Origin of the sequence: Billgrantia pellis, from assembly GCF_008297955.1 — a bacterium.
GTDB classification, from domain to species: Bacteria; Pseudomonadota; Gammaproteobacteria; order Pseudomonadales; family Halomonadaceae; genus Halomonas; species Halomonas pellis.
In genome coordinates this window covers 152,003-164,290 of sequence record NZ_VTPY01000008.1, presented here as the reverse complement: position 1 = coordinate 164,290, position 12,288 = coordinate 152,003, and the positions used below count along the sequence as shown (strand labels likewise).

Annotated in this window: 14 protein-coding genes; all 14 read right to left on the bottom strand. The window is 59.2% G+C overall.

Annotation, left to right across the window (positions count from 1 at the left end):
- Positions 1-11 precede the first annotated feature (11 nt).
- On the bottom strand, positions 12-1,079 hold the full coding sequence (locus F0A17_RS19380; RefSeq protein ID WP_149330010.1) for an AbrB family transcriptional regulator: 1,068 nt from the start codon (positions 1,077-1,079) through the stop codon (positions 12-14).
- Entirely contained in the window at positions 1,076-2,095 is a 1,020-nt protein-coding gene (locus F0A17_RS19375) for a zinc-dependent alcohol dehydrogenase family protein (protein ID WP_149330009.1), read from the bottom strand. The genes F0A17_RS19380 and F0A17_RS19375 overlap by 4 nt, the downstream gene beginning before the upstream one ends.
- A 31-nt stretch (positions 2,096-2,126) precedes the next feature.
- Complete coding sequence (locus F0A17_RS19370; protein WP_149330008.1) at positions 2,127-2,882, bottom strand: SDR family NAD(P)-dependent oxidoreductase; 756 nt, start codon at positions 2,880-2,882, stop codon at positions 2,127-2,129.
- Between the two features lie 23 nt (positions 2,883-2,905).
- Positions 2,906-3,847, bottom strand: a complete 942-nt coding sequence (locus F0A17_RS19365; RefSeq protein ID WP_149330007.1) for a LysR family transcriptional regulator — start codon at positions 3,845-3,847, stop codon at positions 2,906-2,908.
- Positions 3,848-3,907: 60 nt separating this feature from the next.
- Entirely contained in the window at positions 3,908-4,510 is a 603-nt protein-coding gene (locus F0A17_RS19360; RefSeq protein WP_149330006.1) for a flavin reductase family protein, read from the bottom strand.
- A gap of 25 nt (positions 4,511-4,535) precedes the next feature.
- Positions 4,536-5,453 carry a TauD/TfdA dioxygenase family protein gene (locus tag F0A17_RS19355; RefSeq protein WP_149330005.1) on the bottom strand — a complete coding sequence of 306 codons (918 nt, stop codon included), beginning with the start codon at positions 5,451-5,453 and terminating at the stop codon, positions 4,536-4,538.
- A 40-nt stretch (positions 5,454-5,493) separates the two neighbouring features.
- Positions 5,494-6,408, bottom strand: a complete 915-nt coding sequence (locus tag F0A17_RS19350) for a fumarylacetoacetate hydrolase family protein (protein ID WP_223111579.1) — start codon at positions 6,406-6,408, stop codon at positions 5,494-5,496.
- Positions 6,409-6,466: 58 nt separating this feature from the next.
- Positions 6,467-7,786 (bottom strand): TRAP transporter large permease, encoded by a 1,320-nt coding sequence (locus F0A17_RS19345; protein ID WP_149330004.1) that lies wholly within the window; start codon positions 7,784-7,786, stop codon positions 6,467-6,469.
- A gap of 21 nt (positions 7,787-7,807) precedes the next feature.
- Positions 7,808-8,323: a TRAP transporter small permease gene (locus tag F0A17_RS19340; RefSeq protein WP_149330003.1), complete on the bottom strand. Its 516-nt coding sequence runs from the start codon at positions 8,321-8,323 to the stop codon at positions 7,808-7,810.
- A 32-nt stretch (positions 8,324-8,355) separates the two neighbouring features.
- The gene (locus tag F0A17_RS19335) at positions 8,356-9,381 is read right to left on the bottom strand and encodes a TRAP transporter substrate-binding protein (RefSeq protein ID WP_149330002.1); all 1,026 of its coding nucleotides are present in this window, start codon (positions 9,379-9,381) and stop codon (positions 8,356-8,358) included.
- A gap of 92 nt (positions 9,382-9,473) precedes the next feature.
- On the bottom strand, positions 9,474-10,121 hold the full coding sequence (locus tag F0A17_RS19330; RefSeq protein WP_149330001.1) for a glutathione S-transferase N-terminal domain-containing protein: 648 nt from the start codon (positions 10,119-10,121) through the stop codon (positions 9,474-9,476).
- 527 nt (positions 10,122-10,648) lie between these two features.
- A complete protein-coding gene (locus F0A17_RS19325) occupies positions 10,649-10,987 on the bottom strand; it encodes an AzlD domain-containing protein (RefSeq protein ID WP_149330000.1) in 339 nt (112 codons plus the stop codon).
- The gene (locus tag F0A17_RS19320; RefSeq protein WP_422671173.1) at positions 10,980-11,678 is read right to left on the bottom strand and encodes an AzlC family ABC transporter permease; all 699 of its coding nucleotides are present in this window, start codon (positions 11,676-11,678) and stop codon (positions 10,980-10,982) included. Before F0A17_RS19320 ends, F0A17_RS19325 begins: the two co-directional genes overlap by 8 nt.
- A gap of 44 nt (positions 11,679-11,722) precedes the next feature.
- On the bottom strand, positions 11,723-12,250 hold the full coding sequence (locus F0A17_RS19315) for a helix-turn-helix domain-containing protein (protein WP_149329998.1): 528 nt from the start codon (positions 12,248-12,250) through the stop codon (positions 11,723-11,725).
- Between the last annotated feature and the right edge of the window lie 38 nt (positions 12,251-12,288).

Below are 12,288 nucleotides of genomic sequence, written 5' to 3'. Positions count from 1 at the left end.
TTTCTCCCGATTCAGTTTGCCCTGTCGCGTAGGCGTGCGCGTGAACTTGCCAGTCGGTAGAGCAGGGGCGTAAGCGGCACCATGATGAATAGCCGCACGATCTGAAACGCGGCGACCCCTGCCACGCCTAAGCCCAGGGTTTCCGCGGTAATCGACATCTCGGACACGCTCCCGGGGGCCGTGGCCAGCATCATGGTGGGGAGATCCCATGCGGTGAGCTGAGCCGTCACGTAGCCCATTGCCGCGCAGACCGCCATGAGCAGGCCTGTCAGCAACGTGCTGGCTAATAGGAACCGTGGCGCGCGACGAAAGATATCGCGGGTAAAGCTGAGCCCCAACGATGCGCCCAGCAGCAACTGGCCGGCATAGAGCACGAAGCGGGGAAAGGCAAAGTCATAGACTCCCATGCCGGCCAGGATCGCCGAGGCGGCAAGCGGTCCCATGAACATGGGGCTGACGATGCCGCAACGATGGAAAAGAAAAGCGGCAAGCGTGGCGATTGCGAGCACCTCTAGCAGGCGAAGCGGCCCCACCACGGCGAGATCGATGCCACTGCCGAGCGATTCGGTACCCACCCCCACTGCGGCCAGGGAAAGGGGAATGATGGTGACCACCATGGCGATGCGCAGGCTCTGCGCGATGGCGACCAGGGGCGAGCTGCCTCCCTGCTGCGCGGCCAATTGCGCCATTTCGCCCGGCCCCCCGGGTATGCTGGAGAACAGCACGGTCGCCAGGTCGCTCGCGGTAATCCGAATCAGGAAGTAAGCTGTTACGCAACCGGCCAATGTGGCTAACAGCGCCACCCCTACCATGGCCGGAAGATGGCTAATGGCTTGCGCCAATGCGCTTGGCGTGAAATATAGCCCGACGGCGGCAGCCACGATCAGCTGGCCCAGGCCGCGGGCGGAATGGTGCAAGTAGGGCGCGTGGCCGCTGAGGCTTAGGGCGGTTGCGGCGCACATCGGGCCGATCATCCAGGCCAGCGGCGCTTGAAGCATGTTCGCGACGAATCCCGCCGCCACACACAGCAGGAACAGGACGGTAAGACGAATCCCTTGCTGGTGGTAGCGTCGGTTCACGCTTTATCTCCCAGCGTGATCACCACTTTCCCCATGTGGGCCCGCGCCGCCAGGTGACGGTAAGCGGCTTTCGCTTCGTCGAAGGGGAAAACCCGATCAATGACCGGCTTCAGCGCATGCTGAGCCATGGCACGATTCATAGCTTCGAAATGCGCTCTCGAGCCAACGTACAACCCTCTCAGGGTCACGTTGCGGCGGCGTACGCGCGTGGGGTCGATCAGGCCTCCCGCCTGGGCACCGATGAGATGAACGGTGCCGCCATTGCGCGTGGCTTCGACAGATTGCCCCACGTTCTCACCGCCAACGACTTCGACCACATGATCGACACCGCGCCAGCCGGTCAGCGCCATGACCTGCTCGTGCCACTCCGGCGAGGCGGTATAGTCGATGCCTTCGTCGGCGCCCAACTGCAACGCGTAGTCGAGCTTCGCAGGATTCGAGGAGGTGGCGATCACCCGGGCGCCCGCCATCTTGGCGAACTGCAGGGCGAACAGCGACACCCCGCCCGTACCCAATGTCAGTACGGTCTCGCCGGGTTTGACGGCGGGGCCGCCGAACAGAGCGTTCCATGCCGTCGTTCCCGCGCAGGGCAGCGTGGCGCCTTCTTCGTAAGACAGGTGCGCCGGCAACTGGACGAGCCCGTTCTGGTCGAACACGGCGTATTCCGACAGCACGCCATGGCACGACCCGCCCAGGGCGGATATTCCAAAGGCTTCCTCGAATTCACCCCCCAGCCAGTGCTGGAGGAACAAAGCGGCAACGCGATCGCCGGGCTGCACTCGTGTCACCTCCGGGCCGATGTCGACCACGTCTCCGGCACCGTCGGAAAGCGGCACCAGGTTCTCCGGTACGCTACCCAGCGCGTACTGGCCTTCGGCCACGCGCAAGTCACGGTAGTTCAGGGAGGCGGCTCGCATCTTGACCAGTACCTGGCCCGGTCCCGGTCGGGGAGTGTCGGCCTGTCGTAGCACCAGGCCATCGAGGCCTTGGCCGGGAAGTAGATGGTAGACCTGCATGATGTTTCTCCTGACAAATTCCGGTGGCGACTCAGCGTCCTCCGCTGACTCTCAAAACGGCGCCGGTCACATAGGCGGCCGCGTCTGACAGAAGCCATAGAGCGGGGGCGGCGATCTCTTCCGGGCTGCCCATGCGCCCAAGGGGAATCGTCTTCGCCAATGCTTGCGGGTCGGGTGCGGTGCCGGATGCGGCATGAATCTCGGTGTCGGTAACGCCGGGGGAGAGCGCGTTTACGCGAATTCCTTCGCCGGCCACTTCCTTGGCAAGCCCCAGGGTGAACGTTTCCACCGCCGCCTTCGACGCGCCATACCAGACGTAGGTGCCGGCCGCGCCCTGTTGGGCTGCGCCTGAAGAGAGGTTGACGATCGAGCCGCCGGCGCCGCCCCTGAGGATCGAGAGGCGCTGTACGGCTTGGCGGCTACATTCCATGAGGCCGAAGACATTGACGTCGAAGACCTGACGCACGGTGTCCATGGAGGTCTCCGTGAACCGGCCCCGCTGCCCGGTGATGCCGGCATTGTTCACCAGGGCGGCGAGGCGACCGGGTTGCGCATCGACGGTTTCGAACAGCCGTGTGACGTCGTCCGGGTTGCTGACGTCGCTGCGTACCGCAAGGGCGCTGCCCCCCGCCTGTTCGATTTCGGCGACGAGGCGTTCGGCCGCTGACGTGTCGCTGCGGTAAGTGAAGACGAGCCGAAACCCTTGCACCGCGGCCATGCGGCAGATGGCGCGGCCGATGCCCCGCGAACCCCCCGTCACCAGCAGAATCTGCTGTTCGTCCGCCATACTCTTCTCCTTGTTCTGGGCACTCAGCCTTGGCCAGCCAGGTGTTGGCTTTCCTGTTCCGCCGTCAGTAGCAACAGGCGTACGAAGGCCTGTGGTCCCGGCGCCAACGCCTCGTCACGCCGAGTGATGATCCCGATAGGCCGCACCAGGCACTTGCCGCGAAACGGCACGGCGCATAATCCCATGGCACTCAATATGTTGGTGTTGACCGCGGGCATGACCGTACCGCCAAAGCCTGCCGCTGCCAGCGCGAAGAGCGTGGGATACTGCAGGGCTTCGTACTTGGGCATGATGGTGATCCCCTCTGCCTTGGCGGCGTTTTCCAGCACCTCGCGTGCGGTGGTGCCCACCGAGGAGCAGAGGAGATTGATGTTCGCGAGATCCCGTATTCGGGCGTGTCCGCGAATGGCAAGGGGATGGTCTTCGCGAATTACCAGCGAGAATTCCTGATCGAAGATAGGGTTGAAGGCCAGCTTGTCCGTGGTCGGTTGATATGGCCCAATCCCGACGTCGACACTTCCGTTGAGAATCGCTTCCAGCATTTGGGGTGCCAGCTCCTCACGAAGCAGGACGCGGATGCCGGGATGCTCGCTTTCAAACGTGGCCAGTACCTTAGGCGCAAGGCTCATGGCGATGGTGGGCGAGAAGGAAACCACCACCTGGCCAGTCAGCAGACCTGCCTGGGCGTGGATGTCGCGCACGAGCCGCTCGGATTCCGCCAGCAGCCGCCTGCCTCGCTCGAGCAGCTCGGCCCCCGCCGTCGTCAGCCGTACCTGGCGGGTTGAGCGAACCAGCAGCTTCACCCCGAGCGCGTCTTCAAGCTGGTTGATCTGCGATGTCACCGCGGGCTGGGAGCGACCGATCATCTCAGCGGCGCGTCGAAAGCTGAGCGTTTCGGCAACGGCGATGAAAGTCTCCAGGCGGCGAAAAAATGCAGGAGAAAACGTTTCGGGATTCAACGGCATTCTCCATCTTTCTGGCCGCTACGTGGCGGTTCGATCCCATGGCGCATCATAATGAAGTCCTTAGCGCTCATCGGGGCGTAGCAGTTCGAATACCCGATCGACAGCGGCATAATCGCGATAGCCGCAACGGGCTAGTGACTGGGCTGCGACCGTGTCGAACCGCCCGTCGCGGATATACGCCTCATCGATGTACACGCCGATAACCTGACCTATCACCAGATACCGATCCGTCGGCTTTCCGTCCAGATCCAGCAGTTCGCTGAAGTGCACCGTACGGCACTCCAGGGCGGCTGGGGCCCTGGCGACACGAGGCGGCTTGACCAAGCGAGAGGGCGCCATTTCCAGGCCTGCATAGTCAAACTCATTCTCGCCATGCGGCAGGCTGACCGAACTCTCGCTCATGGCCTGCGACAAGGGCATGGTGGCCAGGTTGTAAACGAACTCGCGGGTCGCCTGCGCATTTCTTGGGGAGTCCTTCATGCCTTCGCTGGTAAAGCCGACCATGGGAGGTCGGCTCGACATGGCATTGAAGAAGCTGTACGGCGCCAAGTTGGGCAGCCCTTCATCGGATAACGTCGAAATCCAGCCGATGGGCCTGGGGGCGATAATGGCCTTGAACGGATCGTACGCAAGACCATGGCCCGCCGACGGTTCGTAGAACATGCAGACTAGACTCCTGGGTGAACGATTACCTGGGTTCGCGATCGGCACCAAGCGCCTGTGCCTGGGGCGAGTCGAAGATCCAGTCGGCCATGATCTGGCAACGCTTGATCAAGCGGGGCTCATCGGGTGCATAGTCGGCGACGGCGTTGTGCAGAGTGCCGATGTTCTCCCACATGAGGACGTCATGCTCGTTCCACTCATGGGTATATTGGTATTTCGGGTCGAGCTGATGCTTGAAAAGGAACTCCAGCATCTCTTCGCTCTCCTTCTCTGGCCAGCCATCGATGCATACCGTATAGCCGGGATTGGCGTACAGCACCTTGCGCCCGGTGATGGGGTGGGTAAGAAATACCGGATGAGACACCGGTGGCTTTGCCTTGCGCTGCTCGGGAGTCAGCGGGGGGCGCGTGCTGCCTTTCTCGCGGCGCATCATTTCCCAGAACTTGTTGAAGTCGTGGGTAGCCGTGGCGGTGGCCAACTTCTGTTTTACATCGTCGGGCAAATCTTCGTAGGCAGCGTGCATATTGGCGAAGCTGGTACAACCGAGGGCTTTGCCCTCGCGACGCGGCACCTTGATCGCATACAACACATTGGCGAAGGCAATGGTGCTGCTGTAGGACATGTCGGTGTGCCAGTCCTGGCCGGCATCGGCAATGCCGATGGGTTTACCGTCCTCGACGATATTGGACAGAATCATCACTTCAGGATGATTGGGATCCTTGAACGTGTTGGCAACGTTGATTTCGAGCGTGCCGAAACGGCTGCTGAAGTGCTTTAGGCTTGCTTCGTCCAGATCCTGACCGTGAAAGCACAGTACGCCATATTCACCTAATGCGTCGATGATGCTATCAAAGCTGGCTTGATCCAGAGGCTGAGATAAATCCAGACCTTCAACCGTTGCTCCGAGGATCTTTCCGCTGGATTTGATATTGAGTGTAGACATAGCTATTTCTCCTGAATTTTCTTTCCTAAGGACAAGCAGATCATGTGATGTCATTGGCAAGTACGCCGATAGGGGGGATTTCCATGCGTACTTGATCGCCGTGGGTGAGGTATACCGGGGGGTCCCTGAAACAACCCACCCCGGATGGCGTGCCGGTCGCAATGACATCACCAGGTTCCAACGTCATGAAGCGGCTGAGGTAGGACAGGATGTAAGCCACCGGGAAAATCATGTCGCTGGTGTTGCCTTCCTGCATCAACGTGTCATTGACCCAGCAGCGCAACGCGACGTCGCTGGGATCGGTCAGCTCATCGGCGGTAAGCAGCACAGGGCCCATGGGCGTAAAACCATCCATGCTCTTGGCGAAGGTGGTTTGCGGTGGCTTCACATCGAACTGGAATTCGCGTGCGGAAACGTCATTGACGATCGTATATCCAGCGATATATTCCAGCGCCTGCGACTCAGGGATCTCCTTCATGTGCCGGCCGATGACCACGGCAAGTTCCACTTCCCAGTCCAGTTTGGTCACCGACGCGGGGCAGGGGATAGGGGCGCCCGTACCGATCACCGAGGATGGCACCTTGGCAAAGATGCGGGGCTCGGCTTGAGCCAGCAGGCCGCCTTCTCCGGCATGGGCTCCATAATTTCGGCCGACCCCCAGGACTTTACCGGGGCGCGTTATCGGTGCCTGCAAGACTATGCCTTCCCGCTCCACTGCCGATTCGCTCCCGGCGGTGGCCGACGCTTCGCTCAGCAGCGCCAGGTCGCCCTTGGCACGCTCAAGCAGCACAGCCATGTCAGAAGGAACCATGAACGCCGCTTGCTCGACGGCATCGGCTTGGCCCCGGCGAGCCATCAGCGCCTCCACCGCGCTGCGTAGATCGATGACTTGGCCACTGTCCTGCAGCGTGCCCAGGCGCTGTGTGCCTTGCGCCGTGTAGGTAATCAATTTCATTCCTTGCTCCTTCAATCTGGCTTGTTCATTGTCCGAGTGATCAGATATCTCGTAACTCTCAACCCAGAAGATTCGGGAGGAATAGAGACATGGAGGGGAAGGCAATGATCAAACCGAGAATCAGCATTTCGACGACCAGGAACGGTGCGACACCGGTAAAGCCCTGCTTCGTGCTGACTCCTGTCGATCCCGACGCGATATAAATATTCAATCCCAGCGGGGGTGAGACCAGGCCGATCTCCGCGGTCTTTACGAGAACGATACCTAGCCAGATGCCATCGAATCCCAGGCCTGTCAGGACTGCATAGGTAATAGGTACGGTCAGTACGATAATGGCAAACTGATCCATGAACATACCGAGAATGAGATAAATGAATACCACCAGGAGTAATACCGTATATGGCGACAGATCCGCGAGTGCGATCCATTCGATCATACTGGTGGTCACTTTGGTGTATGCCATGAAATAACCGAACAGTAGCGCCCCAAAGATAATGGCCACGATCATGGCGGTGGTGCGCAGCGTCTTGCCGACAGCCATGTAAAAGGAACCCCACGTCATGCGACGCAACATGAGGCTGATGACCAACGCTCCGAAAGCCCCGATAGCACCGACTTCGGTCGGGGTGGCGATGCCTGAGTAGAGGGCACCCAGGACGATGAAAACCAGCGCGAGTACCGGCCAAACGCGACCAGACTGGCGAAGTTCACCCGCCGCTGCGCTATTACTATCAGCTTGAAGAATTTGAGATTTAACCAGCTTGGGGTCCGGCGCCCAGCTTGGCCATACGCGCACTGCAATAGCAATTGTCGCAATGTAGCCTAGCGCCGTCAGGACGCCGGGAATCAGACCGGCCATGAACAATCTACCGATCGACTCCTCGGTAATGATGCCGTAGACGATGAACGCAATCGATGGCGGAATCATGATGGCCAAAGTGCCGGCAATCGCCATGGTGCCGATAGAGAAGCCTTCGTTGTATCCCAACGTTTTCATCGTGGGAAAAGCTGCGCTCGAGATCGAAGCGACCGAGGCGGTACTGCTACCCGAAGCCGAGGCGAGAATGGAGCCGGCCAGTACACAGGCCATGGCCAAGCCACCCTTGACCCGATGCATCAGGCGGCTGCATGAAATCATCATGTCCTTGGCAATGCCGCTGGCGCCGAGAAACTCCGCCATCAACACGAACATCGGTATGGTCAGCAGTACATAATTCGATGCCGTATGATGAACGACCTGGCCAAGCAGGCCGGCAACGATGGACGGGTTTATGATCAAGGTCAGGCTGAGAGTCCCGGCGAGGCCGAGGGCAAAACCGACTGGCACGCCAACCACAATCAATAGGAGCAGTAGCCCTATTCCGAGCAAAATATCCATTGCGTCGCATCCAGGATGAGATCAGTGAGAGGAACCAATGGCACGCAGACGGGGGGCGGTCGCATCGAGTAGCAGGCGTAGTGCGAGTAAGCCACAGCCGAGCGGAATCCAGACCCAGGACCAGGCAACCGGCCAATCGATGACGCCCATGATCAGCTTTCCCTTTTCCCAGGCATCTAGGAATTCGATATAGCTACGCCAGGTCATGGCGGCGATGTAACCCGCGGAGGCAAGCAGCCCGATGCGAACCAGGGGGCCAACTACTGCTGCAGGCAGCCGGTCAATAAGCAGCTGGATCTGGATAGCCCCTCCGGTGCGGTAGCCCCAGGACAGAGCTAGCATGGTCACCATCACCAGCAGGTAATACTGCGTCAGGTGATGTTGGAAGGTGAGAGGTGAGCTGAACAGATGACGCAAAACGGCATCGAAGGTTACCAGCACCATGGTAATTAATGCGGCACACCCTGCAATGATGGCAGCAACGTTCTCTATCCAGCTCAGCGCACGATCGATACGCTCATGTAGTGAAAAAAACATGCCTCTCCCCCTCCTCGTTTGCCCAGGCTTCTTTACTGGCCATTCAACGCACTATTGTATTCTTCCAGGCCCTGAGCGGCCGCCAGCCCTCGGCTATCCAGACGTTGTACCCAATCTTCCTGAACTTTAGCGAGCTTGTCATTTATCTTGTCGAGTTCGTCTGGTGAAAACTCATAGACATCAATACCGAGTTCGGTGAATTCTTGTGACAGTTCTTCGACCTCTGCATCCAAGTAGCTGGCCATGGCTTCTTCAGTGCGTGAGCCACAGCTAATGAGCGTCTCCTGAAGATCACTCGACATGGCGTTTAAATCGTCCAGTGACATGCTGAGTACATTGGTAAACGTGCCGAATGCGCCATTGCTGCTCATGCTTTTCATGAGTTCGTGAAGGCTGAAAGGCTTGATGCTGGCAAAAGCGGAGATAGTGCCGTCTGCCGTGCCACGCTCAAGTGCGATATAGGTATCGCCGATCGGGATCTCGGCGGGCGATGCACCCAATTCGGAAACGGCCAGATTCATGGCCCCCCCGGCGGAACGAAGCACTTTTCCTTCGAAGTCAGCGGCGCTATCGATCTTTTCGCCCATGGACACTATCTGGTAAGGAGGATAGGCCATTACCATAAGAGGCATTAGGTTGCTTGAGGTAAACTCCTCTTTCAGAATGCCCTCTTTCAAGGCGCTGGAGTAGCCGGTGACGATTTCCATGGCGGAGCTGCCTAGGCCCGGGAGCATCGAAACTCCATTCAGAGGGAGTTCGTCACTAACGTAACCAATGGGGACCGGCGCTATGTCAGCAATTCCGCTATGGATGGCGCGCAGCAGCTCAGGCGTTTTCGATATTTGCCCGCCAGGGTAATAATCGAAGCTAACCTGGTCGTCGGTTTCTTCACTGACGCATGCCATCCAGGGCTCTACGCCTTGTTTGGTTATCACATGGCTCTCGGGACTACCATGGACCATGGATAGCGTTACAGATTCCTGGGCTTGTGAGACTCCCATGCCGGTGGCAAATATCGTTGCTGAACTGATGACTAAAACCATTTGTTTCTTTGTCATTGTCTCGTCTCCAATTGCTTAGGGGATATAATTATTGGTTATTGTCTGTATGCTAGATGATGCATTTAGCGATGATTCGATCTCCCATATCGCTAGCGAGTTTGGTCAGGCAGTGTTTCCTGGAAAGAATCTCTCTTCGTGAATTGTTCGTACCAATCATTCAATTGAGGGCGCTTGCCCAGCCAGTCGTGATCACCATGGCGGAGTTGCAACCAAGCGATTGCACACGCGACGCCGATAGTTCCCAAATCTACTTTGTTGTCGAACTCGGGGACGTTTTTCTCAAGCGTGTCCATTCCACGGCAGGCGGTAGCTAACTGCTTCTCGATCCAGGCCGCAGATCGTTCCTCTTCTGGACGCATGTTCTCCAGGCGTACCGCCATACCTGCATCCAGAATGCCATCTACCAATGCCACTAGCGTACGGGTTCTCCAACGCTCTCGAATGTCTTGTGACAACAGGTGGCCATCACCCTCGACTTCGTTCAGGTACTCGCAGATGACAGGTGAGTCATAAATGATATCGCCGTTGTTCGTCACGAGGGCAGGGATCTTGGCGAGAGGATTGATGTCCCAGAATCCCGTGGATGGGTTGCGGGGATTGACCTCTATCATCTCGACGCTGTTATGCAAGGCAAGCTCATGAGCGACTACCCTCGCTTTTCGTGCATACGGAGAATTTGCTGACATGTAGAGTTGCATTTTCGCTCCAGCGTTTTGTTCTTTATGCCTGAGGCTCATTCCGTGTTCCGTCCTTGATTTAAGTCATGGGATTGATAAATTACAACGGCTTTTATTCGATCAATTAATCAGAAAAACTGAACTATCGAGCGCAAAGCCTCGCCCCGCGCGGCTCTTGTAGTTAGCTAATGAGTTATTGATGCGACTAAGGTATAAGAAGATTTATCTTTGCTACCTGAACAAAGCTTGGTGTTCTAGCATGAAAAAAGCTTTATGCGAATGATTTTCAACTGCGTTCGTTCGGCTTAACGTGGCTGAAGGGCGTTGCATTACCCCTGGTTTTAGGTTCGCTACTTAAAGGAACCGCTTCTTCAACGCACTGCCGGAATTCGCGACAAATGGCAAGTAATTCAACGTGTTGCGCGAGGTCGGTTCCAACGCCTTGGATACTAGGGTTTGGTTTTCCCACGAAGGTTCAAGCAGGCTCAGGCGCGCCATTTGGTCGAATCTGGCTAGCATCGTCCAATGGCGAATTATTTCAGCGCCCCATGGTAGGCGGATAGCCCGTCCCACTCCGGGGCGTTGGCTCACCCAAGCAGCATCACCACCACACCATAGGCCGCCACGCCGGCCGCCACCGGCCAGCCCAGGGTGCGCTTGTACCACCACACGGCCAGGGTCGCGAGAATGCCGATGAGGGTGGCCAGCCATGAGCTGGCGCTGGGCGTCACTGGCATCAGCGATACGCCGAACACGGCGGCGATCATTACCGGCCCGAGCAAGCTCAGCCACTGGGGCATTGCTTCCAGGTTGTCGTCGTTGCCTTGCCGCTCGAGGCGGCGCTGCATCCAGAACAGCGGCAGCACGCGTATCAAGAGGGTGCCCAGCGCCGAGGCGAAAACGGCGAACCACAGGGCGCTACTCATGGCGTTCTCCTTGCGCGTGTTCGCTTTTTGGGGTGTGGCCGAACTTGACGACCTGGAAGCACAGGGCGCCGCAGGCGGCGGCAAGAGGAATCGCCAGGTTGGTCAGGCCCGTCACGGTCAGCGCCAGGGCGGCCAGGATGGTCAGGCCGAGGGCCAGGCTCCAGCGCCGCGAGGTGAAGCGGGGCGCTATCAGCACCAGGAAGAGAGCGGGCAGGGCGAAGGGCAGGATCTCACCCATCAGGGCCCAGCGGGCGACCAGTTCGCCACCGGCAAACGCTCCCAGGGCTGTGCCGCCGATCCAACTCAACCAGGCCAGAAGGGCGGCGCCGCCGAACCAGCCGATGCGCTGTGCAGCGGGCAGTTGGGGCAGGCGGGCGTGAGCCAGAGCGAAGACCTGATCGGTGAGGCCGTGCATCAACCAGGGCCACAGGCGGCTGGAGGTCAGCCAAGGGGCCAGATTAGGGGCGTAGACCACATGGCGCAGGTTGATCAACAGCGTCATGGCCACCACCAGCCATAGCGGTGCGCCGGTGGCCACCATGCCGACGAACAGGAACTGCGAGGCACCGGCATAAATCAGCGTCGAGATAACGACGGCCTCCCAGGCGCTGAAACCGGCCTGGGTCGCGATCAATCCGAAGGAGATGGCCACCGGCACATAGCCCCCGAGTAGCGGGATGGCCTCGCTCATCCCGGTCAACCATGGGCGGGTCGGCGAAGAGGCGGCTTGCAGGGTCACGGCGTGGGTTCCTCGTGGTAGATGATGCTGAGCAGCAGCGTGGCCCAGGCTTCTCCGGTGCGGTAAAGATGGGGGCGATCGGCGGCGAAAGTGAGGGTTTCGCCAGCCGAGAGGGTACGGGTGTTGTCCTCCGGCCCGGCCTCCAGGGTGCCGCTGATCAATATGAGCGATTCCCGGGCGCCCGGGGTGTGGGGTTCGGCAAGACGCAAGGTATGCGGCGCGCAGCGCATCCAGTAGGCGTCGATCTGCGGATGGTCCTTGCCCTGGTCGAGTAGGCGTACCTCCACGCCATCCTCGCCCAAGGGCACGGCGATAGGCGCCACCAGAGTGCCGAAGGGTACCTTCAGCTGCACCGCCAGGCGCCAGATGGTATCCAGGGTGGGGTTGCCGTTGCCCTGCTCCAGGCGCGACAGGTTCGACTTGGCGATGCCAGCCGCGGCGGCCAGCTGTGACAGTGACCAGCCTTGCGCTTGGCGTAGAGTCTGCAAGTGCTGGCCCAGGGTGCCGAGTGAGAGCTTGTCCAAGAGAGGTGGTCTCGCGTTGTTCCTTATAGTGAACGTTC